Source organism: Rhizobium sp. 007, assembly GCF_015353075.1.
GTDB lineage: Bacteria > Pseudomonadota > Alphaproteobacteria > Rhizobiales > Rhizobiaceae > Rhizobium.
The window spans coordinates 232,272-256,357 of record NZ_CP064187.1; the positions used below are offsets into that span (position 1 = coordinate 232,272).

Below are 24,086 nucleotides of genomic sequence, written 5' to 3' on the forward strand. Positions count from 1 at the left end.
ATAGACGAAATTGATGAACCGCCTGGCGCTTGCGCGTGAATTGAACGGATTGGTCCCGATGCCGGGCGTCGAAACCGGTGTTCATGGCGTTGCGGCCGTCTGCGATCCGCTCGGCGCGCTCTACCTGCCGGATGCCGGCGTCCTCGTCGTTTCCGACCTTCATCTCGAAAAGGGCGCCGCCTTCGCCCGTCGCGGCATGTTGTTGCCGCCTTACGACACGCTGGCGACGCTGACGGTGCTGTGCGCCGTCATCACCCGCTACAATCCGAAGCTTGTCGTCTCCCTCGGCGACAATTTCCACGACCGCGTCGGCTCGGCGCATCTACCGGAGACCTTCCGCTCCCTGATCGACAATATGGCCCGCGGCCGCGAATGGATCTGGATCAACGGCAATCACGACCCTGACGGCACGGTCGATCTGCCCGGCTCTTCGGTCGATGAAATGCATTACGCCGGCCTGACCTTCCGTCACGAGCCGAAAGGTGGGCGGCAAAGCGGTGAAATCGCCGGTCACCTGCACCCCGCGGCCACCGTCCGCCGCCGGGAAAAAGCCGTCCGCCGCCCCTGCTTCGCCACCGACGGCGCCCGCCTCCTCATGCCCGCCTTCGGCGTCATGACCGGCGGACTGGATCTCGGACACAAGGCGTTGACGGGCCTGTTCGACAGGTCGTCCCTGGTCGCTCATCTTCTGGGGCGGGATCGGATTTATTCGGTGAGATTCGGGAATTTGCGCAGCTGAAGTTGAGCGCCCGCCCTCGTCCATTGAGTCCCTTCTGGCACCTCCAGATGAGGGCTCTCGCCGCCGTTGCTTTTCGATAGACAACGCTGCGCTTGCTCCAAGGGCGAAGCCTCGAAAGACGAGAATGGCCACCACGCCATAGAAATCGGAGCTCAATTACAGCCCTGCAACTGCCGCTGATAGGTCGCTGCCATATCGGCAAACCTCTGTGCCGTCTTCTGCAATTGCGCATTCGAGCGCCAGTCGCCGCGCTTGTAACCCTTCGGCCCCGAATAGTAAGCGATGTAGAGCCTGTAGGCGTCGTTGAGCTGGATGCCCGTCGCCTGGCTGTTGCTGTAGTGGTACCAGCCGATGAAGTCGATCGCGTCGGCAAAATTGGTGCGCCGCGCAGCCCAATTGCCGGTCGCCGACTGATAGTGGTCCCAGGTGCCGTCGAGCGCCTGCGAATAGCCGTAGGCGGTCGACGGACGCGTCCAGGGAATGAAGCCAAAAAGCTTCGTGCGCGGCGGGCGGGCGTTCGGCTGGAAACCGGATTCCACATACATCGTCGCCATCAGGATCGGCACCGGCACGGCGTATTTCTTCTCGGCGCGCTCGGCCGCGTGCTGCCAGTTGCTGAAGAAGCCGTTGCGCTGTTCGAAGACGGCGCAGATGTTTCTGGTCTGACGAGGCGCCGTGGCGCAGCCGGCGGCGAGCGCCAGCAGCACCAGGACGAGAAGAGTACGGGTACGCAAAACAGAACCTCTCGTTTTCGAGAGATTACTAACTCGTAAATCTTAACACTCGGTTTTTAGTCAAAGGTGAACATGCACAACGCACCGAGGCTTGCCCCGCTGCCGCAAGCGCCGGGTCACATCAGCGGTAGACCAGAACCGGGAATCTCTGAATGGGCGAGCATCTTCATCGTCACGCTGCCGACCATGAATGCGGTGAAGCCTTCGCGTCCGTGCGATGCCATGGCGATCAGGTCGCAGCCGCGCTGCGCGGCTGTGTCGACGATGGCCTTCGCGGGTTCGTGGTTGGTCACCTGGGTCGTATCGCAATCGAGGCCATGCGTTCTGGCCCGGGCACCCGCATTCGCCAGGACCCGGTCTGCCACTTGCTGGCTGTGCCGGTCATATTCTTCGCGCGCCGATTCCAGCTGATCGATATTCGTGGAAAAGATATGGGCCGGTTCGACGACGGTCAGGACCGTTGCCTTGGCGCCGATCTCCTTTGCAAAGGCAAGCGCCTTTTCAAGCGCATCGGTTGGAAAGCTGCGAACCTTCGGTCGGGATGAGAATGTGTTTGTGCATGGGCTGGCTCCTCCTTCAACGCTCGCATATTGACGGAGGAACCAGCCTAACACCTTGATCTGCATCACACTGTCGCGAATGTCGGCGTCACGCTGCGCTCGCCGGTTCGTAACGCAAGATCACCGCGCCGGTCTTCAACGGTGTCGCTTCCAGCAGCTTCAGCGGTCGCTGCGCCGTCGCCGTCTTGAAGTGCGGATTGCCCGCGCCGAGAACCACCGGCACCAGGCAGATGCGGATCTCGTCGACAAGACCGGCCTTCAGCATCGCGTCGCAGAGTTCGGCGCTGCCGAAGATGAAAATCGTTTTGCCGTCCTGCCCCTTGAGCTTTTGAAGCTCGGAAACCGGATCGCTGACGATGCGGGCATTGTTCCAGCCCGGCTCTTTCATCGTCCGCGACACGGCGATCTTTGCGGTGTTGTTCATGTATTGCTTGATCTTGTCATTCTCTTCCGCCGTCGGCCAATAGGCGGCCATGCCCTCGTAGGTCTTCCGGCCGAAGACGAGCAGGTCGCCTTCTTCGCCCAATTGTTCGGAGTATTTCTGCAGTTCCGGCCCCCAGACCAGATTGTGGAAGTCGATGTCCCAGGGCTTTTTGCCTTCGAAGTAGCCGTCGAGCGTCATCAGATTCCAGACAACAAGCTTTCTCATGTCGATTTCCTCCATCCGATAGTCAATCCATACCACAACAGAACCGGTTGCAACAAGCAACTGGTTGAAAACTAGATAAACCGATGGCAAAATGCAAGTGGTTTTTGGAGAATGAAAAATGGACGACCGTCACCGCTCCGGCTGCCCGATCAATCTGACGCTGGAAATCCTCGGCGACCGATGGAGCCTGATCGTCATTCGCGACATCATGTTCGGCAATCGCCGTCACTTCCGCGAGCTGCTGCAGAATTCTGAGGAGGGCATCGCCTCGAACATCCTTGCCGACCGCCTGCGCCGCCTCGTGGACAAGGGCTTGCTGACCAGGAAGGACGATCCCACGCATAAGCAGAAAGCCATCTATAGTCTCACCGAAATGGCGATCGACCTCGTGCCGCTCTTTGCCCATATGGGCGCGTGGGGCCGCAGGCATCTGCCGGTGTCGGAAGAGCTCTCCATTCGCGCCGAGTTGTTGGAAAATGGCGGCCTGCGGCTTTGGGAAGATTTCATGGATGAATTGCGGGCCAAACACCTGGGCAAGCAACTGCCACCCGGAACGCCCTCGGTGCTAGGCCGTCTGACCGAAGCCTATCTCGACGTCCTTGCGAAAAAGAAAAAGTCCGCCTGATCAATCCTTGCGGAAGACGATGCTTGCGCCCCAGCCGGTCACGATCGCCAGGAACACGGCAAACATGCCGTAGGGAATCGGCTGTTCATGAGCCGCATCGGTGAGCATCTGCTCGATACCGGTCTTGATGACGCGCAGCGGCACCGACTTTTGCGTCACGAACACACCGCTCTTGAAGAGATAGGCACGCACCGTATGCACGCCGTTCGGAATGTTGGCCGGCAGGCGAAGGCTTGCCTTGAAAAGATTGGAACTGACGAAGCGCACGCCGGTGGGGTCGCGCTCGTAGAGCCCGCCGGTCTGCTGCAGCCGCCGGAAGGCGGTGCGGAACTCGCCGAGGCTGCTGCCGTCTCCGACGAAGCCGACGGGCGTCAGTGGAATATGGTCGATGCCGATCCCCTGATCGGTAAGGTCGAGCGGTGTCACGACGTCGTCGATCGAGCGCGAGCTCGACATGGAATAGGAATGCGGCACGCCCTCGAAGGTCATCGAGTCGGTATTGATCCAGATGCCGAAGACGCGTTCCTTCTTGCGCACCGTCGCATCTTCGCGCGGCCCCTCCAGAACGACGACGACGTCGTATTGGCCGACGGCAAGCAAAAGGTTGTCGGTATTGGTCAACGCCCCGAAGATCGTCAGGTCCGCGCCGCGGAAATCGGACGTGATGGCGATTTCGCTGCTGGACGTGCCGATCTCCAGGCCCTCGCGCTCCTCTTCGGAATTCTGTCCCGGCAGCAGCATCTGCGCTGCGGCAATCCCCGGCAGCAGGCAGAAGAGACCGAAAAGGCAAAGGCAAAGGCGCAGGCGCTTCATCAGTACGCCCCCATCACGACGGAATAGATGTCCGCGGGCGTCACGACCAGCGCCACCGCCAGGCGGATGCCGACGGCGAGAACGAGCAGCCCGAGCAGCGCCCGCAATTGTTCGCCGCGCAGTTTCTGGCCGACGCGCACGCCGTATTGCGCGCCGACGACGCCGGCCACCATCAGGATGAAGGCAAGTACGATATCGACGGAGAAGTTCGTCGCAGCCTGCACCACGGTTGTGTAGGCGGTCACGAAGATGATCTGGAACAGTGATGTGCCGACGACGACATTGGTCGGGATGCGCAGCAGGTAGATCATCGCCGGCACCATGATGAAGCCGCCGCCGACGCCCATGATGGAGGTCAGGATGCCGATCCCAAAGCCGAGCGCGACGATCGGGATGACGCTGAGGAAAATCTTCGATTTCTTGAACCGCACCTTCAGCGGCAAGCGGTGGACCCAGTGGTGATGTCCGGGCCTGCGCGGTGTCGGCGGCACGTTCTTGGCCGCCCGCCGCATGGCGTTGATGCTCTCAAGCAGCATCAGCCCGCCGACGGTGCCGAGGAAGATGACGTACATCAGCGAGATGATGAGATCGAGCTGACCGACCCGTCTCAACAGGGAGAAGATCCAGATGCCGATCGTCGCGCCCGCAAGACCGCCGACAAGCAATACGGTCCCGAGCTTCACGTCCAGCGTCCCGCGCCTGAAATGCGTGATCGCGCCGGAGATCGAGGAAGCGACCACCTGGTTGGCGCCGGTCGCGACGGCAACCACGGGCGGAATGTTATAGAAAATGAGAAGCGGCGTGATCAGAAAGCCGCCGCCGACGCCGAACATGCCGGACAGGAAGCCGACGGCCGCACCCATGCCGAGGATGATGAAGATGTTCACCGACAATTCTGCGATGGGCAGATAGATTGTCACAGCCGACCCCGAATTATGAACTGCCCCCGCCGGGCAGGTATCTTGCGTCCCGTTCGAATGGCGCATCATACGGTGAAATCGTTGCCAGAGGCTTTCGATAAACGACATGCGATCCGCGCATTACGCGAGCGATAAGTTCCGATTAATTGGGCTTTTTTCAGATTTTGTGACGACGGCACGCGAGGAGTCTTGTTCGCCGGAAAATACTTAGCCATTTCGCTAAGTATTCTCCCGCGATACTTAGCCTCATGGATCAGTATTCAGAACAGCTGAGCGGCATCTTTCTCGCGTTTGCGGACCCGACGCGCCGTGCAGTGCTCGGCCGTTTAGGCGAAGCCCGGCCAGCATCAGCGACCTCGCGGAGCCGTTCGACATGGCTCTCTCGTGCTTCAGACAGCGCCGACCGCAACATGCACGCCGAAGTGGGCTCCACGATGGCTGGGTGCACGGGTATCGAGCAGCTTGCAAGGCAAGTCGAGGACCGCGCCTGAGGGCTATCGCATCGTCACTGCCCGGCCCGTGCCAGCCCGTGCGCCACGAGCCGGTCGATGACTTCGGCATAACTCACGCCGCTTGCCGCCATTGCCTTGGAATACATGCTGATATCGGTGAAGCCGGGGATGGTGTTGATCTCGTTGACGAGGAATTGCATGTCCGGTGTCAGGAAAAAGTCGACACGCGCCATGCTGTCGCAGCCGACGGCCCTGAAAGCCCTTGCGGCCATATCCCGCATGCCGGCCTCGACCTCCGGCGGCAATTCTGCCGGTATTTTCAGCGCTGCACCGTTCTCGTCGATATATTTCGCATTGTAGCTGTAGAAGCCATGGCTCTCCGCCGGCACGATCTCGCCCGGCCGTGAAACGAAGAGGTTGCCTGCCGTGTCCTCCAGCACGCTGAATTCGATCTCGCGCCCACGAACGAACTCCTCCGCAAGCAGCTTGCGGTCGTGCCGGAAGCCTTCCGCAAGCGCCCCGTCGAATTCCTGGCTGGCATGGACCTTCCTGACGCCGACCGATGAGCCCTGCCGCGCCGGCTTGATGAAGAGCGGCAGGCCGAGTTCATTTTCCAGCGCGGCGAAGGGAGGCTGTGCGCCCCCATGAATTGTCACGGAGCGCGCGATCGGCACCCCGGCCGCCTTCATGAGTTGCTTGGCGATGTCCTTGTCCAGCGCGGTCGCCGATCCGAGAATGCCGCAGCCGGCAAGCGGCACGCGGGCAACCTCCGCAAGGCCCTGCACGGAGCCGTCCTCGCCATGCAGGCCGTGAAGGACCGGAAAGAGGATGTCGATCGTTGGCAGTGCGTAAGGCGATCCGCCAGCGGGAATTGCAAACATACGTCCGCGTCCGCCCGGCACGAGGCAGACCTCGGCTCCCTTTTCCGGTTTCGCAAGCGTGCCGTCCTCGAAGCTGCTCAACAGCCATTGTCCTTCGCGGGTGACGAACACCGGAATGGCGTCGTATTTTTGAGGCTCCAGCGCGCGCATCACATTCGTAGCCGAAAGCACGGAGACATCGTGCTCGGTCGAGCGTCCGCCGAAGAGCACGGCAATGCGCAGTCGGTTTGATGCAGCAATCATGTAAAATCTCCGGAATGACTTGGTGTTGAAAAGACTTAGAAGCCGACGGCGATGCCGCGGTTGGCGAAGAAGCGGTCGAAGACGGCAAGCGGCAGCGTCACATGCGCCTGGCTTTCCGGATTGTGTCCTGAAGGATTGTGGAAGCGGATGGTCTCGGGCGAGGCCGCCGTCACCAGCACCAGGTGGCCGCCCTTCGATGGCGGCTCACGCTCTGGCCAGCGGATTGCGTGATGCACCGAGGCGATGAAAAACTGCCGCTTCGAAAGAAGTTCGGGAATGGCGGCCGTTTCGACATTCGTCACTGTCTCCGCGCCTAGCCCGAAACGTTCGGTGACGAACTTGACGAAAGGCGCATAGATCAGCCCCTTGATCGAGGCATCGGCCTCATTGACGACATAGCCGCCGTAGGCCGCGCAGCCGCGGGCAAGATCGAGCGTCGGATGGAATTCACCGCGCGCGGCTAGGATCATCTTCAGGCAGGCCATACCGCAGACATTGACGCCCCAGCGGGCATATTCCTCGATCGTCTGCGCGCCGGAATGCCGCCACAGCGGATCGCGCATGAGCGCCGCAGAACCCTCCGCCGCGACCGGCAGCGTCATCTCGGGCGTTTCCCATTGGCTGAAATAGGGCACGTCGGCCCGCTGAATATTCACGAATCCCCCATCGGTGATCAAGTCACGCCGGGAAATTCCACAAGCAAAACGACCCTTTTGCGGCGGACGCAAAGGGTCGTTCAAAATTGATGGTGGAACGGCCCGCTCCAACAGCATCGATGTGCTAGGGTGGCCGTTGTTCGAACGCCACAATAGGAGGAACCGTTCCACGAAGGATGTTAGCACCATCGGGCTCGATTTGGCCAAACACGTTTTCCAGGTTCACGGCGCAGACGGCGATGGCTCGCCAATCTTCAACCGAAAACTACGTCGCGGCGACGTGCTGCGGCTCTTCGAAAGGCTGCCGCCCTGCCTGGTCGGGATGGAAGCATGCGGCAGCGCCATTATTGGGCGCGCGAGATCGGCAAGTTCGGTCATGAGGTGCGGCTTATCCCGCCGGCCTATGTGAAGCCCTTTGTCAAGCGCGGCAAGACGGATGCTGCCGACGCAGAGGTGATCAGTGAGGCGGTGACCGGCAAGACCATGCGCTTCGTCCCGATCAAGACGGCCGAGCAGCAGGCTGCCGCGATGGTGCTGAAGACCCGCGCTCTTGTGGTGCGGCAGAGAACGCAGGCCATCAACGCCCTGCGCGCACATCTGGCCGAATTGGGCATCATCGCCGCTGCCCGCCTGACGAAGGTTGAGGCGTTGGTTGCGATCGTACGAGACGAAACAGATGCTCGTCTACCCGCGGCGGCTCGCTTCGCATTAGTTGCGATGGCCGATCAGGTCGACGCCCTGAGCAGATCGACAGGCTCGAGCGCGCTATCATCACTGAGGCAAGACGCGACGAGGACATGCGCCGCCTGACCACGATTCCGGGCGTGGGCGCGATCACGGCGGCCACTATTAAGGCGCTGGTTCCCGATCCCGGTGGGTTCAAATCGGGCCGTCATTTTGCGGCCTGGCTGGGGACTGACCCCAAAGGCTCATTCGAGTGGCGGCAAGGAGCGGCTGGGACGAATATCGAAGATGGGCAATCGGGAGCTGCGCACTCTTCTGGTTCTAGGCGCGACATCCGCCCTGCGGATCGCTCGCAACGACCCCGGACGCGGCCGTGGTTGAGCGCGCTTCTCACCAGACGGCCCTCCAAGGTCGCAGCCGTCGCCCTCGCCAACAAGACGGCGCGGATCATTTGGGCGCTTCTGAAGAAGGGCGGGATATATCGGCGTGTTGAGCCGCTGATGATGACTGTGGCCGCCTGAAGACCGAGACCGTCAAGACGATCTGATCGGCGCATGCCGGCAGAGGCAAGGTGCACAAATAGACGATAAACAGATGGGACGAAATCCCGCAACGAGTGAGGCCGCTTAGCGCAATGCGTTCGAAGCGCGTAAAATTGATGAGCCCCTCGTGTCGCGGACTTCATCGAGGCCAGCGGTTATACGCCGCGTCCAAAGGCCGGACATATGACCGCACCGCTCCCAAAGTGTGAAATCGACTGAAAAAGCTCTTGCCATGCGGGCCGTTCCACATATGCGGGGCAAATGCCACAAGATGAGCGGTTCTCGCTTACGTCCGTCCGGGAGAGCCCTGTTAACGTCCGGTTGCCTCAGCCGGATTTGTTCAGGCGAAAATCTGACGCGTATCAGCTCGCAATCGACGGCCCGTGAGCTGACGGAAGTAGAAGCAGTGCTCAATCCCAATCAGTTTCGAACGCGTTCGTTGTCCTTCCCTCAAGCCTTGGTCGTGTTCTTGGCGTTGCGCTCCAGGAGCGCCTTTACCGTGTCGTCGTTGATCCTGCCGCTCGGCTCCTGGCCGACCGACTTCTGGAAGCTCTTGATCGCGGCGGTCGTCTTCGCGCCCATCTCGCCGTCCGGCGGGCCGGCGTCGAAGCCGTTGTTGTTGAGGATCGCCTGAATGTTGCGGATCGCCTTCTTCATATCGACGGTCGAGGTCTTCGTGCCGTTGCTCGCCCAGCCGTCCGGGATTTCGATGCCGTTGGCCTTGTTGTCGAGCGGCTGCGGCTTCCAGGCACTCGTTGCAGCCCGTGCCTTTTCAAGGTCGGCGGGCTTCATCGCCTTTGCCACTTCGTCGCGCTTGGCGCCGGCGTCTTTGTCGCCGCCCTGGGCAGCGATGGCGAACCACTTGTAGCTTTCGCCGAGGTCCTGCGCCACGCCGTTGCCGCGGGCGCAAAGGATCGCCAGGTTGAATTGGCTGTCGGTGATGCCGAGATCGGCGGCCTTGGTGAACCAGTTTGCCGCGGTCGTGTAGTCCTGCTCGCCGAGCGCGCCCGAGGCGTAGAGCACGGCCAGATTGTGCATGGCGCTGGCATTGCCCTGATTGGCAGCCTGCTCGTAGAAGGCCTTGGCCTTGCCGATATCGCGTGCGACGCCGGTCCCCTTCTCGTACATGCTGCCGAGACGGTATTGCGCCGGAGCAAAGCCCTTGTTGGCGGCAAGCTGATACCAGTTTGCGGCCTGCGCCTGGTCGGCCGCCAGACCGTTGCGGCCTTCGGTATAGCGTGCGCCGATCTCGAAGAGCGCAAGCTGGTCGCCGTTGCGGGCGGCGTCTGCAAGCGCCTGCGGCTGAATGGTGTCGGGCACGGATATGGAAGGTGCCGCGGGCGAGGCATTCGTGGAAGCCGCAACATCCTTGGGCGAAAACGCTGCAGCATCCTGTGCCGGTGCGCCTGGCGTCAGCGTCGAGGCACCTTCGCCGTCAAGCGGTACGGCGTCGGTCAGGTGGCCGGGTGGTGCGGGCTGCATCGCTTCGGGCTCGGTCTGCGCCGTCCCTAAGGCGAGCGGTGCTGGGGCCTCGGGTTCTGCAGATTCCGTCGGAGTGACGGCTGCGGTTGCTTCCGCACTCTGTTCCGGCATGGCCGAACTATTGGCTGCAACGGGGTTCTGCGCGGCATCCGAAAGCACCGAGACTTCGGCCGGAGGCGCCTGTTCGCCGCCGGTCAGCGTGCGGGCAAGGGGGAAGGCCATGATGGCGAGCAGCACGGCGCCTGCAGCAAGCAGAAGCGGACGGCGGAAGCGGCTGAAGGCGCTGGCGCCGCCGGCAGGCTTTGGCGCCTTGGTTTTCTTCTCCCCCTTGACCGGCTGGGCCTTTGGATCGGCTTCCATGGCGGCGGCCTGGGCTGCGCGACGGGCGGCGGCGATATAGTCGGCGCGCTCGTTTTCCGTTGCCGGTTTCGGATTGTTGCGTGCCGCGACCTGGCTGGCGCGTACCCGCTCCAGGATCTTCTTCACATCCGGTGCGCCCGAGCCCGGCTCCAGCGGCTCGTTCGATGCTTCCTCGCCAGGCATCAGGTCGACCGGATCGATCGACGGCGCGGGATCGATGACGGTCCGCTCGACAGCCTTCGCCTTCTCCGTCTTCTTGCCCGGAATCAGCCGCTTGCCGAGTGCTGCAAGCAGGCTGCCTTTTGCGGGCGTGGCAGCTCGAGCGGGATTGGTTGCGGCTTCGATCGCGCTCACGCTCGTATCGGCTGTGGGCGGAACATGCTCAGGCACGACAGGCTCGCTGACGCTTTCCGCTGTGCGCAGGAGCGGCGAGGCACCCTTCTGGCCGAACACGGCCTGCGTCTCGCTTTCCTCGGCACCGGCGGGGACCAGCGCGTAAGGATCGATCTCGAAATCGGCATTTGCGGCGGGCATTCGTGCGGCCGGCCGGCTGCGGGTTTCCATGTCGTCCAGCCGGTCGGCGATCTGCACCAGCGTCTCGTGCAGCGCCTGGAACGTCTTGTGCGTGCGTTCATCGCTGCTGCGGCTGAGCTCTTCGAGATGCCGCAGATCTTCGGCGAGTGCATTTAGCGCCGACATATCGGCGGCTGGGACTGCGCCGACCTGAAGACCGCCGTTGCGGGAATAGGCTTCGACGACGGCTTCGGCCGCCTGGCGGGCCGCCTCGATGATGTATTCGTCGCTGGTCGCCATATAGTCTTCGATCGCGCCCATGCGGCGGTCGAGCTCGACGGGAATGCCGTCACCGCCGGCGCGCGGCGTGTTCATCAGCGCTGAAAGACCGGCAATCTGGTCTTCGAGGTTCTTCAGGGCTCTCGAATCCGTCGGGGGCGCCGCCGTGCTTTCCTCGAGGCGTGCCGCGATGTCGCTGAGGCGCCCCTCGATGCGGCGGAATGCACCGTCATCGGTAGCCGCGCCAGGGCCAGGCTGCACGTCCATCTGGTCGATGCGGCGCGCAAGATAGTCCAGCCGTTCCGCCAGCGCGTCGTTGACTGCGCCGCTTTCCAGTGCGTCGATCTTGCGGGAGATGTCGGCGAGCGTGCCGTTGAGATCTGCCTGCGGAACCGTCTTCTGGGCACGCTCGAGCATGAAGGAAAGCTGCTCGAGCCGCTCGTCGAGGCGTGCCGTCGCTTTGGTATTGGCGAGTTCCTCCACGCGCCGCGTCAGCATTTCCAGCCGGTCGGCAAGGCCCTCGGCGGGCAGGGCGTGGCTTTCCGCACTGCGGCCCACCATATCGATCTGCTCGGCCAGCGCATTCAGCCGGCCTTCGAGGCGATGCATCAGCGCCGGGTCGCCGCTTGCCGCGCTGCGCCCGCTCGCCGCGATCGCACGGCTGATCTCGTCAAGGCGCATATCCATCGCGGCAAACTGCTCGGCCATGGCGCGGTCATGCGGCTGGATCATGCTGCCGAATTGCTCCATCGCGGTCGCGATCGCAATCAGCTTGTCTTCCAGTGCGCGCACTGCCGGGCTTTCGCCCATGCCGCCGATATGGCGCTTGATATCGTCGAGCCGATAGGCGAGCGACACCAGCTCTTCCTGCAGGCCTGCTGTGTCCAGCGCATGCAGCTGGTTTTCGAAGCCGTCCCAGCGGCGTTCCATGTGGCGGATGGAATCCTCGCGGGCAAGCCCGTCCATCAGTGAGCGCAGTTCTTCGAATTCGTTTCGCAGGCCCGCAGTCTCCGGGCCAGCCGAACGGCTGGAGAGCTGGTTGATGCTCTGGGCGAGCCGGCCCATGTCTTCGCGGATGTCGTCGGCGAAATGCCGGTCCTGCGCGCTCGTCTTGATCTCGCGCAGTTCCGTGCGCAGCGCATCCATCTCGCGCGCTACACCGTCCGAAATGTCGCGCTTCAGGTCCTGGCGCAGGTTGACGAGCGCCTGGGCAATCTCGGTCATCGTGTCGGGCGAGGCGCCATAAGCAGGTGCGGCCTGCGGTGCCGGCATACGCGGGGCCGATGCCGGTTCGCGGTAAGCTGCACGTTCGGCGGCTGCGCGTTCACGACCGGCATCGAGCGTGCGCTGGCGCTCGCGGATTTCTGCGAGCGGATCAGGCCGGGCTTCCGGCCTTATATAAGCCGGTTCGTAAGCTCTCCCGTAGCTTTCGCGCTCCGCTGCGGCCGGCTGCTGCCTCGGCTCGCGGCTTCCCTTGCCCATCAGCCCTTCGATGCGTGCCTCAAGCCCCTCGATCGTGCGGTTTAGCGCATCGAGCGATGCCCTGTCGGAATGCCGGGGAATATTGGATCGCGATCCGTTCATCTTCCTGCTCGCTTCGTCTGCTCGGGACCCTCGTCAGGGCCAGGCCATTGGCTTGAGAGACCGTTCACCGGAGAGCAGTTTATTAGACTTTTCTCAACTTGAACGGCGTAGCGGCACTCCAAGTAAACGCGAGACTTGAAAAAGGAATGCGGATCACCACTGCTCACCCCGCACCTTTCACGAAACGTGGTAAACAAGCCGTTAATGTCCGTGAAAATTTTTTAATGTTTCGGTAAATCGGCACACATTTTGAGCTAGATGCGCCGCTCCTTGATGGTGTTCATCACAAAGCTGGTCTCGATCGTATCGACGCATTTCAACCGCGCGATCTTCTCCTTGATGAAGCGCTCGTATTGATCCAGCCCCGCGCTCATCACCTTCAGGACGTAGTCGCGCGAACCGGTGACGAGATGGCACTCGAGCACTTCGTCCCAGCTGCGCACGGCAGTCTCGAACATCTGGATCTCGTCCTCGTGCTGGCGGCTGAGCCGTACGGAGGCGATTGCCGTCATCGTAAAGCCTTCCGCGGTCGGATCGACGAGCGCCGTGTAGCCCTTTATGACGCCCGTCTCCTCCAGCCGCCGCAGCCGGCGAAGGCATGCGGAAGCTGAAAGCCCCACGCGCTCGGCAAGCTCGTTGTTGGTGATCCGCGCATCGGCCGTCAGTTCCTTCAGGATTCGCCGGTCCGTCTCATCGGCAATTTTCTGCGCCATATTTCAGATTGCTCCGCAGGAAGTTGCTTCCAAAGACATCCTCCTGCGCCAAATAGCAAGAACGTGCCTCCGCATTTGATATAATTTGCTGTTTCAGTTCCAATCCATCGGCCTGAGGAGACCGTCAATGACCGCGCCGCACCCTTCGAGAACCCATATCGGCAATCACGCGCTGCATCCGGAAACGCTAATGCTGAACTACGGGTACGATCCGGAACTTTCCGAAGGCGCGGTCAAGCCGCCGGTCTTCCTGACCTCGACCTTCGTCTTCAACACCGCCGAGGATGGCCGCGATTTCTTCGATTATGTGTCGGGCCGCCGCGAACCGCCGGCAGGCAAGGGTGCCGGCCTCGTCTATTCGCGCTTCAACCACCCGAACAGCGAGATCGTCGAAGACAGGCTCGCCGTCTATGAGCGGACGGAAAGCGGCGCGCTCTTCTCCTCCGGCATGGCGGCGATCGCAACCACGCTGCTTGCCTTCGTCCGGCCGGGCGATGCGATCCTTCATTCGCAGCCGCTCTATGGCGGCACCGAGACGCTGCTGGCGAAGACCTTCCTCAATCTTAGCGTTTCCGCCGTCGGCTTCGCCGATGGCGTCAGCGAGGCTTCGGTAAAAGCGGCTGCAGAAGAAGCTATGTCGAAAGGCCGGGTCTCGGTCATCCTCGTCGAAACGCCCGCCAATCCGACGAACAGCCTCGTCGATGTCGCCATGATCCGCCGCATCGCCGATGCGATCGGAAAAACGCAGGACCACACGCCGATCGTCGTCTGCGACAACACGCTGCTCGGCCCGGTCTTCCAGCGCCCGATCGAACATGGCGCGGATATCTCGCTCTATTCGCTGACCAAATATGTCGGCGGCCATTCGGATCTCATCGCCGGCGCCGTCCTCGGCCCCAAAGCGGTGATCAAACAGGTGAAGGCACTTCGCGGCTCGATCGGCACGCAGCTCGATCCGCATTCCTGCTGGATGCTCGGGCGCTCGCTGGAAACGCTGCAGATCCGTATGGAGCGGGCCAACAGCAATGCGCGCGCCGTTGCCGATTTCCTCCGCGATCACCCGAAGGTCGAGAACATCCACTATCTGCCCTACCATGATCCGGAATCGCCGGTCGGCCGGACCTTTGCCACGCAGTGCACAGGCGCCGGCTCCACCTTCTCTTTCGATATCAAGGGCGGCCAGCCGGCCTCCTTCAAGTTCCTGAACGCGCTGAAGATCTTCAAGCTTGCCGTCAGCCTCGGCGGCACGGAATCGCTCGCCAGCCATCCGGCTGCGATGACCCATTCCGGCGTTCCGGCAGATGTGCGCCAGCGCATCGGCGTTCTGGAATCGACCATACGGCTGTCGATCGGCATCGAGCATCCCGACGATCTGATCGCCGATCTGGCGCTCGCTCTGGACGAAGCGTAAGGGCAGGCGGCCTCAGGCCGCCGCCGTCTCCCGCACATCATCGAGCAGAAAATGCGCGACGATGTAATTCGTCCTGTAGCGCCTGCCGCTATCGGAGGTATTCTCGATACTGCCGCCGTCAGCCGGGTGCCAGGCATGGTAATGCGGATTGGTGGTGATCAGCGTGATCGCCTTGCCGGCGAATTTTCCGCCGAGCCGGTAGCGGGCTTCCGCCAATGGCCAGATGCGCTCGTAATCCTCCATCGGAATGCGGACTTTCAGAGCCTGCCTGCTGATCGCCTCGCTCCGCGATCCGTCCTCGTGGACGACCGCCGGCAGCGTCAGCGTCACTTCCTCTGCGCCGTCCAGGATGGAATTGAACTCCTCAGGCCACATCCGTCTCATGAAATCGCTCCTCCCAGGGCTCTCTTCGGTTAGCCAGCGAAATGTAGCGTGTTCACCCGCAGAAGCAAACGCTGCTTTCAGTCAGCGATTGCCAGTCAGCGATTGCCAGTCAGCAGGCCAGGCTGCGCGCCGCATTCTTCAGCGCTCTCTCCAGCGACTGGAATATCCTCGGATCATCCGACTGGGCGACATTGAAGCGAAGGAAACCGCGTGCTGTCTGCGACAGACTGAAGGCATTGCCCGGCGCTAAGACGACGTTGTCGGCAAGGCAGGCTTGCGCGATATCGGCAGCGTCTATGCCGTCCGGCAACTTGCACCAGACAAACATGCCCGCTTGCGGCCTTATCCATGGCGTGATGCCGAGCGGCGCAAGCCGCGCTGCCGTCTCGTCCATCGCTCTTGAAAGGCGAACGCGCAGTGCCTCCAGATGTTTGCGGTAGCTGCCATCCTTCAAGAGCAGCAGGATCAGTTCGGACGAGAGCCGCCCGCCGCCGATGCTTGTCGCCATCTTGAGGTCGGTGAGCGGCTCGATCCAGTCCGGTCTCGCGGCTATGAAGCCGCAACGGACAGAGGCAGAAAGCGTCTTGGAGAAGCTGCCGATATGGACCACACGCTCCAGCCCGTCGAACGCGGCGAGACGAGGAGCCGGCTCATCCTCGAGATCGGCGAAGATATCGTCTTCGATGATTGTCAGGCCGGCGCGCTCGGCAAGCTTCAGCAGGCGGTGTGCCACAACAGGTGAACACGTCGCGCCTGTCGGGTTATGGATTGATGAGTTGGTGATGTAGAGCCGCGGCCGGTGCTCATCGATCGCCCGCTCGAATGCCTCGATATCCGGCCCGCTGGGCGTCATTGGAACGCCAATGGCGTTCGCCCGGTGAGCGCGCAACAGTGCATGGAAATTGAAATAGCAGGGGTCGTCCACCAATACGCCATCACCTGGCTCGATCAGAAAGCGGCACAGAAGGTCGATCGCCTGCGTGCCCGACTCCGTAAGAATGATGTGGTCGGGAGCTGCTGCAATGCCGCGCTCGCCCATGCGGCGCGAGAGCAGTTGCCTTAGCTGTGGCAGCCCAAGCGGCGTTCCATAATCTGCAAGTACCCGCCCTTCGCCGCGGGAGATCGCGCGAAGCGCCTTCCGTATTGCTACCTGTGGCATCCAGCTTGCCGGCAGCCAGCCGCATCCGGGCTTCAGCAGTTCGGGCGCGTCTTCCAGCGACTGTCGGTAGACCCACAATGGATCGATCGCCCGAGCGAGCTTCGGCCCGATCTCGGAAAGCGCAAGCGGCGCAAGCGGGCTCGAAACGTAGAAGCCGGAACCCGGCCGTGAGCGGATCAGGCCTTCGCCGGCCAGCCGTTCATAGGCTTCCACGACAGTCGAAGGCGAGACCTGCATCGTCTTGGCGAAGGCGCGCACCGAGGGCAGGCGGGATCCCGGCACGAGCCCGCGAGCTGCGATCCGGCCGCGGATTTCCGCCATGACGCCTTCTATGCGCTTGCCGCCGCTCTCGCGCTTCGTCGACTGTTGATCCATCTGTACTGTATCCGTATCCATAACAGTTTGTTCTGATTGTATAGCACTGTCTCTGGCAGTTCCAGGCCTTGCGGTCGATAGCGATGAAAACGCAGGAGCATGGCGATGGACCGGACAGGCGGCTGGATCAACGGTTTTCTGGGAGTGTTGATCTTCAGCGGATCGCTTCCGGCGACGCGCGTTGCGGTCGCAAATTTCGATCCGCTGTTCCTTACCGTCGCCCGCGCCGCGATCGCTGGCATACTTGCCTTATGCTTGCTGCTCGCCTTTCGCGAAAAGCGTCCTGGCCGCGCCGATCTTCTCTCGCTCCTTGTGGTGTCGCTGGGCGTAGTTATCGGCTTTCCGCTGCTCACCGCATTTGCGCTGAAGCATATCACTTCGGCTCACTCGACAGTTTTCATCGGCCTTCTGCCACTGGCGACCGCCGTCTTTGGCGTGCTGCGCGGCGGCGAGCGCCCACGTCCGGTCTTCTGGCTGTTTTCCTGCCTCGGCAGCGCCATCGTCGCGGGCTTTGCACTGATGCGCGAGGATGCCGCATCCTCGGTCGGCGATCTCTTGATGCTCGCGGCGATCATCGTCTGTGGGCTGGGATATGCGGAAGGGGGGCGGCTGTCGCGCAAGCTGGGCGGCTGGCAGGTTATTTCCTGGGCGCTCGTTCTCTCGCTGCCGGTCATGCTCGTGCTGTCACTCGTCGTCATGCCGCCGTCCTTCCCGGATGCAGCAAGCACGTCTTGGATCGGTCTTGCTTATGTCTCTCTCTTCAGCATGCTGATCGGCTTCATATTCTGGTATCGCGGCCTTGCGCTCGGCGGTATCGCAGCCGTCGGCCAGCTGCAATTGCTGCAGCCCTTCTTCAGCCTGGCACTTGCGGCTGTGCTGCTTCATGAGAAGGTGAGCCCAAGCATGTTTGCCGTCACGCTGGCCGTCGTGGCCTGCGTTGCGGGCGCGAAGAAATTTGCGCGATAGAGCAGCAGGCGGAACTACGGCTCCGCCTGAACCATCCGGCATCCCGCTTAGCCGCGGAATGCCGCTTCAAGCTTGGCGATATCGAGCTTGACCATCTGCAGCATGACTTCGGTCATGCGTCGCGCCTTGGCCCGGTCCGGGTCGGCCATCATCTCGCCGAGCACGCGCGGCACGACCTGCCAGGAAAGCCCCCAGCGGTCCTTCAGCCAGCCGCATGCCTCCTCCACGCCGCCGTTCTGCAGGAAGCCATCCCAGAGCCGGTCGATCTCGGCCTGCGTCTCGCATGCGACGACGATCGAAAAGGAATGATTGAGCGGATCGAGCGGCCCGGCCTCCAGCGCCGTGAACTCCTGATCGCCAAGCCTGAACTCGATCACCTTGCAGCTGCCCTCCGGCCCGCTCGGCGTATCCGCGGGAACCACGGTCGTGCGCCGGATGGAAGAATTAGGCACCATCGAGACATAAAATTCGACGGCTTCCTTTGCGTCCTTTTCGAACCAGATATTCGTGCTGACCTTGGTCATGGATAGTCTCCGCGTCTATTTGCTGACAATGGTTGACAGCCCAAGGACGTTTCAAGCGGAGGTCATCCGACAGGCGTAAAGATTCTTTCCCACAAATTTGCCTGCATGCAAGATTTGACGTTTACGCAAACGTCAATATTTTGTAAGAGACTCTCGAATGCCGGTCCCGTCCGGTTGCCGAATTGGAGGAATTCGAACAATGCCAGTCTACAAGGCTCCGGTGAATGATACGCTCTTCGTGCTGAACGACGTGCTGGGCATCGAGCGCTACAATAATCTGCCGGGTTTTGCCGATGCGACGCCGGATATGATCGAGGCCATTCTGGGCGAGGCGGCAAAGGTGGCAGAGGAAGTGCTCTTCCCGCTGAATTATTCCGGCGATCAGGAAGGCTGCAGGCGGGCGGACGACGGCTCGGTCACGACGCCGAAGGGCTTCAGGGAAGCCTACAAGACCTATTGCGAAGGGGGCTGGATCGGTCTTGCCGTACCGGAGGAATTCGGCGGCCAGGGCCTTCCCTACACGCTGCATGCCGCAGTTGGCGAATATACCTCCGCGGCGAACATGTCGCTGATGATGTATCCGGGGCTGACGCAAGGCGCCATTGCGGCGATCGTCGTCCACGGGTCGGACGAGCAGAAGCAGGCCTATCTGCCAAAGATGGTTGCCGGCGAATGGTCGGGCACCATGAACCTCACCGAACCGCATTGCGGCACCGATCTCGGCCTGCTCCGCACCAAGGCCGTGCCGCAGGGTGACGGCAGCTACAAGATTTCCGGCCAGAAGATCTTCATCTCCGCCGGCGAGCACGACATGACGGACAATATCGTCCATCTGGTGCTCGCCCGCATCGAGGGTGCGCCGGAAGGCACCAAGGGCATCTCGCTCTTCATCGTGCCGAAGTTCTTGGTCAATGCCGACGGCACGTCGGGCGACCGCAACGCCGTCTCCTGCGGCGCGATCGAGCACAAGATGGGCATTCACGGCAATGCCACCTGCGTCATGAATTACGACGAGGCGACCGGCTTCCTGATCGGCGCGGAAAACCGCGGCCTGAACGCCATGTTCGTGATGATGAACGAGGCTCGCCTCGGCGTCGGCCTACAGGGCCTCTCGATCTCGGAAATCGCCTATCAGAACGCCGTGAACTACGCCCGCGAGCGCATCCAGGGCCGTTCGCTCTCCGGCCCGAAGGCGCCGGACAAGAAGGCCGATCCGATCATCGTCCATCCGGATATCCGCCGCACGCTGATGACCATCCGCGCCTTCAACGAGGCCGGCCGTGCGTTTCTCCTCTGGACAGCGCTGAAATCCGACATCGCCCACCGCTCCGCGAGCGATGCCGAGCGCCAGACGGCGGATGACATCCTCGGCCTCGTCACCCCGATCCTCAAGGGCGTGATGACCGACAAGGGCTTCGATCACGCCGTCATGGCCCAGCAGATCTTCGGCGGTCACGGCTATATCGAAGAGCATGGCATGAGCCAGTACGTGCGCGACGCCCGCATCGCGATGATCTACGAAGGTGCCAACGGCATCCAGGCGCTCGATCTCGTCGGCCGCAAGCTGGGTCTCAACGGCGGCCGCGCCGTCATGGCGCTCTTCAAGGAGATCGGCGATTTCTGCGAGGAGAATCGCAACGACGAGAAGATGACCTTCTTCACCAAGAACCTGAAGAAGGGCTTGAACGACGTGCAGGCGGCGACCATGTGGTTCATGCAGCATGCGATGGCAAAGCCCGACAATGCCGGCGCCGGCTCGACGGATTACATGCATCTCTTCGGCCTCGTCGTTCTGGGCTATATGTGGGCGAAGATGGCGAAAGCCGCAGAGGATGGCCTGGCGAGCGGCGATTCGCCGCGCGAGAGCTATTTCAGGAACAAGCTTGTGACCGCCCGCTTCTTCATGGAGCGCATCATGCCGGAAACCGCGCTGCGCAAGGCCCGCATCGAGACAGGCGCCGAGACGATGATGACCTTGCCCGCCGAGGCGTTTTAATTTGGGTTGCCCCTTCTCCCCGCCGGGGAGATGGTAGCCCGAAGGGCCGGACAAGGGAGCGCGCCTCAGGCGTGGCTTTCTTCTGGCTCCGGCTTTGCCGGAGACCCTTATCGCCTCGCTTTGTTCGATACTTCTCCCTGCTTGGGGGGAAGGGAAGACACGGAATTCAACGGCCACCCGGCCGATAGGGAGATGAGACAATGACCGAGGTTTTCATTTATGATCACGTCCGCACGCCGCGCGGCCGCGGCAAGAAGGATGGCTCGCTGCACGAAGTGCCCTCCGTCCGCCTCGCCGCCAAGACGCTGGAGGCGATCCGCGACCGCAACGGGCTCGACACGAAGACGGTCGACGACATCATCATGGGCTGCGTCGACCCGGTGATGGATGCCGGCGCCGTCATCCCCAAGGCCGCAGCCTTCGAGGCCGGCTATTCGACGCACGCCCCCGGCATCCAGATCTCCCGCTTCTGCGCCTCCGGCCTCGATGCCGTAAACCTTGCGGCCGGCAAGATTTCGCAAGGGGCCGATGACATCGTGATTTCCGGCGGCGTCGAAAGCATGTCACGCGTCGGCCTCGGCATGTCCGGCGGCGCCTGGTTCATGGACCCGTCGGTCAATTTCCCCGCCTATTTCATGCCGCAGGGCGTCTCGGCCGATCTCATCGCCACCAAATACGGCTTCTCCCGCGACGACGTCGACGCCTATGCCGTCGAAAGCCAGAAGCGCGCCGCCAATGCCTGGGAAAAGGGCTACTTCAAGAATTCGGTCATTCCGGTGAAGGACCAGAACGGCCTGACGATCCTTGCCCATGACGAGCACATGCGCCCCGGCACCGATATGCAGGCGTTGGCCTCCCTCAATCCGTCCTTCCAGATGCCAGGCGAAATGGGCGGCTTCGAGGCTGTCGGCATCCAGGCCCATCCGGAGGTCGAGCGCATCAACTACGTCCATCACGCCGGCAATTCCTCGGGTATCGTCGATGGCGCCGCTGCCGTGCTGCTCGGCTCCAAGGCCGGCGGCGAAACGATGGGCCTCAAACCCCGCGGCCGCATCAAGGCCTTCGCCAATATCGGCTCCGACCCGGCGCTGATGCTGACCGGCCCCGTCGACGTCACGGAAAAGCTGCTGAAGCGCACCGGCATGCAGCTTTCCGACATCGATCTCTTCGAACTCAACGAAGCCTTCGCCGCCGTCGTGCTGCGCTACATGCAGGCTTTCGACATTTCGCACGACCGGATGAACGTCAATGGCGGCGCCATCGCCATGGGCCACCCGCTCGGCGCCACCGGCGCGATGATCCTCGGCACCGTGTTGGACGAGCTCGAACGCCGCGATCTCAATACCGCGCTCGTCACGCTGTGCATCGGCGCCGGCATGGGCACGGCGACGGTGATCGAGAGAGTTTAGTCGCGGAAAGCTTTGGGGCGGCCTGCTCGCTTATGTCCGTCATCCTCGGGCTTGACCCGAGGATCCACCGCCTAAGGGCTGGATGGTCGGGTCAAGCCCGACCATGACGGAAAAGAAAGGGGCCGTACAAGGTCGCACTGCTGGAAGAGATTTCAAGGGAGAGGAGTCCCGCCATGAATACCTACAAGAACTTCACCGTTAGAACCGACGCCGACGGCATTGCGCTCGTCACCTGGGATATGCCCGGCAAGTCCATGAACGTCTTCACCGAAGAGGTGATGGACGAGCTGAACGCCGTCGTCGACGCCACGGTTGCCGATACCGCCGTCAAGGGCGTCGTCATCACCTCCGGCAAGTCCACCTTCTCCGGCGGCGCGGACCTGTCGATGATCAAGTCGATGTTTACCCTCTACCAGCAGGAGAAGGCCGCAAACCCGCAGACCGCTGCGCAGAAACTCTTCGATCTCGTCGGTCGCATGACCGGCCTCTTCCGCAAGCTCGAAACCTGCGGCAAGCCCTGGGTCTCGGCGATCAACGGCACCTGCATGGGCGGTGCCTTGGAAATGTCGCTCGCCTGCCATGGCCGCGTCGCCTCCAATGCCAAGTCGGTGAAGATCGCGCTGCCCGAGGTCAAGGTCGGCATCTTCCCGGGGGCCGGCGGCACGCAGCGCGTCGCGCGCCTGGCCGATGCCCAGTCCGCCCTGCAGATGATGACAACCGGCCAGTCGCTCTCTGCCTCCCGCGCCAAGGCCATGAATCTCGTGCATCAGGTGGTCGAGCCGGACCAGCTCATCCCGGCTGCCAAGCAGATGATCAAGGACGGCCTGAAGCCCGTCGCTCCTTGGGATGAGAAAGGCTTCAAGGCGCCCGGCGGCGGCATCTGGACGCCTGCCTCCGCACAGCTCTGGCCGGCCGCTCCCGCGATCCTGCGCCGCGAGACCGCCGGGAATTATCCGGGCGCGCTTGCCATCCTCAAATGCGTCTATGAAGGCCTGCAGGTGCCTTTCGATACGGCACTGAAGATCGAGCAGCGCTATTTCACGCAGGTGCTGCAGACCACCGAAGCCTTTTCGATGATCCGCTCGCTCTTCATCTCGATGCAGGAGCTTGGCAAGGGGGCCCGCCGCCCGGCAGGTGTGCCCAGGACCGACCTGAAGAAAGTCGGCGTCGTCGGCGCCGGCTTCATGGGCGCCTCGATCGCCTACGTTACGGCCGCCGCCGGTATCGACGTCATCCTGATCGATCGCGATATGGACGCGGCCAACAAGGGCAAGGCGACCGGCGAAGGCCTGGTGAAGGAGTCCATCGGTAAGGGACGTCTTATACAGGAAGAGGGTGCCGCCATCCTCTCCCGCATCACCCCGTCTGCCGATTACGCCGACCTGAAGGACGCCAATCTCGTCATCGAAGCCGTCTTCGAAGATCGCGAGGTCAAGAAGGACGTCATCGAAGCCGTCGAGGAAGTGCTCCCTGAAGGCGCGATTTTCGCCTCCAACACCTCGACCCTGCCGATCACCGGCCTGGCGAAAAATTCCAAACGCCCGGAAAATTTCATCGGCATCCACTTCTTCTCGCCGGTGGAAAAGATGATGCTTACCGAAGTCATACTCGGCAAGGAAACCGGCGACAATACGCTCGCCGTGGCGCTGGATTATGTCGCCGCCATCAAGAAGACGCCGATCGTCGTCAACGACACCCGCGGTTTCTTCGTCAATCGCTGCGTGCTGCGCTACATGGCCGAAAGCTATGACATGCTCATCGAAGGCGTGCCGCCCGCGATGATCGAGAACGCCGCGAAGATGGCCGGCATGCCGGTCGGCCCCTTGGCGCTGAACGACGAGGTCGCCATCGACCTGTCGCTGAAGATCCTCAAGGCCACGGTAGCGGACCTGGGCGAAAAGGCGATCGACCCCCGCCACATGGAGCTCGTCTCCCGCATGGTGGAAAAGGAAGGCCGCTTCGGTCGCAAGAACTCCAAGGGCTTCTACGATTACCCTGCGAAGCCCGCCAAGAAGTCCCTCTGGCCCGAACTCAAGTCCTTCTACCCGCAGAAGAAGGCAGAGGGCGTGGACGTCAACACCCTCAAGCAGCGCTTCCTGGTCACCATCGCGCTCGAAGCCGCCCGCACGGTCGAAGAAGGCATCGTCACCGACCCCCGCGAAGCCGACGTCGGCTCCATCCTCGGCTTCGGCTTCGCGCCGTATACTGGCGGCGCGCTCAGCTACATCGACGGCATGGGCGCCAAAAAGTTCGTGGAATTGTGCGAAACGTTAGCCGCTTCTTACGGATTGCATTTCAAGCCGACGTCGCTGCTGAAGGACATGGCCGCGAAGGGCGAGACGTTTTATGGCCGGTTTGATCCCTATGCAAAGGAGAAGGAGGTGGCGTGAGGCCGCCTCAATGGTTGTGTTTAGTTTGTTAAGCCTCAAGGTG

The 24,086-nt window shown here is 62.1% G+C and carries 19 protein-coding genes and 1 pseudogene; 8 read left to right on the forward strand and 12 right to left on the reverse strand.

What is annotated here, in order from left to right:
* Nucleotides 1–13 precede the first annotated feature (13 nt).
* A complete protein-coding gene (gene pdeM, locus ISN39_RS01110) occupies nucleotides 14–739 on the forward strand; it encodes a ligase-associated DNA damage response endonuclease PdeM (protein WP_074066578.1) in 726 nt (241 codons plus the stop codon).
* A gap of 152 nt (nucleotides 740–891) precedes the next feature.
* Here pdeM and ISN39_RS01115 read toward each other — a convergent pair whose 3' ends face one another.
* The 3 genes from ISN39_RS01115 to ISN39_RS01125 form a co-directional block, all read right to left on the reverse strand.
* A complete protein-coding gene (locus ISN39_RS01115) occupies nucleotides 892–1,473 on the reverse strand; it encodes a transglycosylase SLT domain-containing protein (protein ID WP_074066579.1) in 582 nt (193 codons plus the stop codon).
* 116 nt (nucleotides 1,474–1,589) lie between these two features.
* Nucleotides 1,590–2,099 (reverse strand): universal stress protein, encoded by a 510-nt coding sequence (locus ISN39_RS01120; RefSeq protein ID WP_246763260.1) that lies wholly within the window; start codon nucleotides 2,097–2,099, stop codon nucleotides 1,590–1,592.
* A gap of 22 nt (nucleotides 2,100–2,121) precedes the next feature.
* On the reverse strand, nucleotides 2,122–2,682 hold the full coding sequence (locus ISN39_RS01125; protein ID WP_074066580.1) for a dihydrofolate reductase family protein: 561 nt from the start codon (nucleotides 2,680–2,682) through the stop codon (nucleotides 2,122–2,124).
* A gap of 118 nt (nucleotides 2,683–2,800) precedes the next feature.
* Here ISN39_RS01125 and ISN39_RS01130 point away from each other — a divergent pair, with 118 nt between their 5' ends.
* The gene (locus ISN39_RS01130; RefSeq protein WP_194728896.1) at nucleotides 2,801–3,307 is read left to right on the forward strand and encodes a helix-turn-helix domain-containing protein; all 507 of its coding nucleotides are present in this window, start codon (nucleotides 2,801–2,803) and stop codon (nucleotides 3,305–3,307) included.
* Here the strand turns inward: ISN39_RS01130 and ISN39_RS01135 are convergent, their stop codons facing one another.
* From ISN39_RS01135 to ISN39_RS01150, 4 genes are all read right to left on the reverse strand, one after another.
* A complete protein-coding gene (locus ISN39_RS01135; protein ID WP_194730069.1) occupies nucleotides 3,308–4,111 on the reverse strand; it encodes a TIGR02186 family protein in 804 nt (267 codons plus the stop codon).
* A gap of 8 nt (nucleotides 4,112–4,119) precedes the next feature.
* A complete protein-coding gene (locus tag ISN39_RS01140) occupies nucleotides 4,120–5,040 on the reverse strand; it encodes a sulfite exporter TauE/SafE family protein (RefSeq protein ID WP_074070157.1) in 921 nt (306 codons plus the stop codon).
* Between the two features lie 505 nt (nucleotides 5,041–5,545).
* Nucleotides 5,546–6,616 carry a D-alanine--D-alanine ligase family protein gene (locus tag ISN39_RS01145; RefSeq protein WP_194728897.1) on the reverse strand — a complete coding sequence of 357 codons (1,071 nt, stop codon included), beginning with the start codon at nucleotides 6,614–6,616 and terminating at the stop codon, nucleotides 5,546–5,548.
* Nucleotides 6,617–6,651: 35 nt separating this feature from the next.
* Nucleotides 6,652–7,266 carry a C39 family peptidase gene (locus tag ISN39_RS01150; RefSeq protein WP_194730070.1) on the reverse strand — a complete coding sequence of 205 codons (615 nt, stop codon included), beginning with the start codon at nucleotides 7,264–7,266 and terminating at the stop codon, nucleotides 6,652–6,654.
* Nucleotides 7,267–7,471: 205 nt separating this feature from the next.
* Here ISN39_RS01150 and ISN39_RS01155 point away from each other — a divergent pair.
* Nucleotides 7,472–8,477, forward strand: a pseudogene (locus ISN39_RS01155) (IS110 family transposase).
* A gap of 471 nt (nucleotides 8,478–8,948) precedes the next feature.
* On the opposite strand, the gene ISN39_RS01160 reads toward ISN39_RS01155, so the two are convergent.
* Both ISN39_RS01160 and ISN39_RS01165 read right to left on the reverse strand, forming a co-directional pair.
* The gene (locus tag ISN39_RS01160; RefSeq protein WP_194728898.1) at nucleotides 8,949–12,716 is read right to left on the reverse strand and encodes a peptidoglycan-binding protein; all 3,768 of its coding nucleotides are present in this window, start codon (nucleotides 12,714–12,716) and stop codon (nucleotides 8,949–8,951) included.
* A gap of 254 nt (nucleotides 12,717–12,970) precedes the next feature.
* On the reverse strand, nucleotides 12,971–13,429 hold the full coding sequence (locus ISN39_RS01165) for an Lrp/AsnC family transcriptional regulator (protein WP_194728899.1): 459 nt from the start codon (nucleotides 13,427–13,429) through the stop codon (nucleotides 12,971–12,973).
* A 127-nt stretch (nucleotides 13,430–13,556) separates the two neighbouring features.
* On the opposite strand from ISN39_RS01165, the gene ISN39_RS01170 reads away from it, so the two are divergent.
* Nucleotides 13,557–14,840 carry a cystathionine gamma-synthase family protein gene (locus ISN39_RS01170; RefSeq protein WP_194728900.1) on the forward strand — a complete coding sequence of 428 codons (1,284 nt, stop codon included), beginning with the start codon at nucleotides 13,557–13,559 and terminating at the stop codon, nucleotides 14,838–14,840.
* A 12-nt stretch (nucleotides 14,841–14,852) separates the two neighbouring features.
* Here the strand turns inward: ISN39_RS01170 and ISN39_RS01175 are convergent, their stop codons facing one another.
* Both ISN39_RS01175 and ISN39_RS01180 read right to left on the reverse strand, forming a co-directional pair.
* Nucleotides 14,853–15,224 carry a hypothetical protein gene (locus ISN39_RS01175; protein ID WP_074066586.1) on the reverse strand — a complete coding sequence of 124 codons (372 nt, stop codon included), beginning with the start codon at nucleotides 15,222–15,224 and terminating at the stop codon, nucleotides 14,853–14,855.
* Between the two features lie 109 nt (nucleotides 15,225–15,333).
* The gene (locus ISN39_RS01180; protein ID WP_194730071.1) at nucleotides 15,334–16,758 is read right to left on the reverse strand and encodes a PLP-dependent aminotransferase family protein; all 1,425 of its coding nucleotides are present in this window, start codon (nucleotides 16,756–16,758) and stop codon (nucleotides 15,334–15,336) included.
* A 105-nt stretch (nucleotides 16,759–16,863) separates the two neighbouring features.
* Here ISN39_RS01180 and ISN39_RS01185 point away from each other — a divergent pair, with 105 nt between their 5' ends.
* The gene (locus ISN39_RS01185) at nucleotides 16,864–17,724 is read left to right on the forward strand and encodes a DMT family transporter (RefSeq protein ID WP_194728901.1); all 861 of its coding nucleotides are present in this window, start codon (nucleotides 16,864–16,866) and stop codon (nucleotides 17,722–17,724) included.
* A gap of 47 nt (nucleotides 17,725–17,771) precedes the next feature.
* Here ISN39_RS01185 and ISN39_RS01190 read toward each other — a convergent pair whose 3' ends face one another.
* Complete coding sequence (locus ISN39_RS01190; RefSeq protein ID WP_074066588.1) at nucleotides 17,772–18,248, reverse strand: VOC family protein; 477 nt, start codon at nucleotides 18,246–18,248, stop codon at nucleotides 17,772–17,774.
* 199 nt (nucleotides 18,249–18,447) lie between these two features.
* Here ISN39_RS01190 and ISN39_RS01195 point away from each other — a divergent pair, with 199 nt between their 5' ends.
* The 3 genes from ISN39_RS01195 (at nucleotide 18,448) to ISN39_RS01205 (ending at nucleotide 24,043) form a co-directional block, all read left to right on the forward strand.
* Nucleotides 18,448–20,244, forward strand: coding sequence for an acyl-CoA dehydrogenase C-terminal domain-containing protein (locus ISN39_RS01195; RefSeq protein WP_194728902.1), 1,797 nt, complete (start codon nucleotides 18,448–18,450; stop codon nucleotides 20,242–20,244).
* Nucleotides 20,245–20,444: 200 nt separating this feature from the next.
* Nucleotides 20,445–21,653, forward strand: coding sequence for an acetyl-CoA C-acetyltransferase (locus ISN39_RS01200; RefSeq protein WP_194728903.1), 1,209 nt, complete (start codon nucleotides 20,445–20,447; stop codon nucleotides 21,651–21,653).
* 173 nt (nucleotides 21,654–21,826) lie between these two features.
* Nucleotides 21,827–24,043: a 3-hydroxyacyl-CoA dehydrogenase NAD-binding domain-containing protein gene (locus ISN39_RS01205; RefSeq protein WP_194728904.1), complete on the forward strand. Its 2,217-nt coding sequence runs from the start codon at nucleotides 21,827–21,829 to the stop codon at nucleotides 24,041–24,043.
* Nucleotides 24,044–24,086 lie beyond the last annotated feature (43 nt).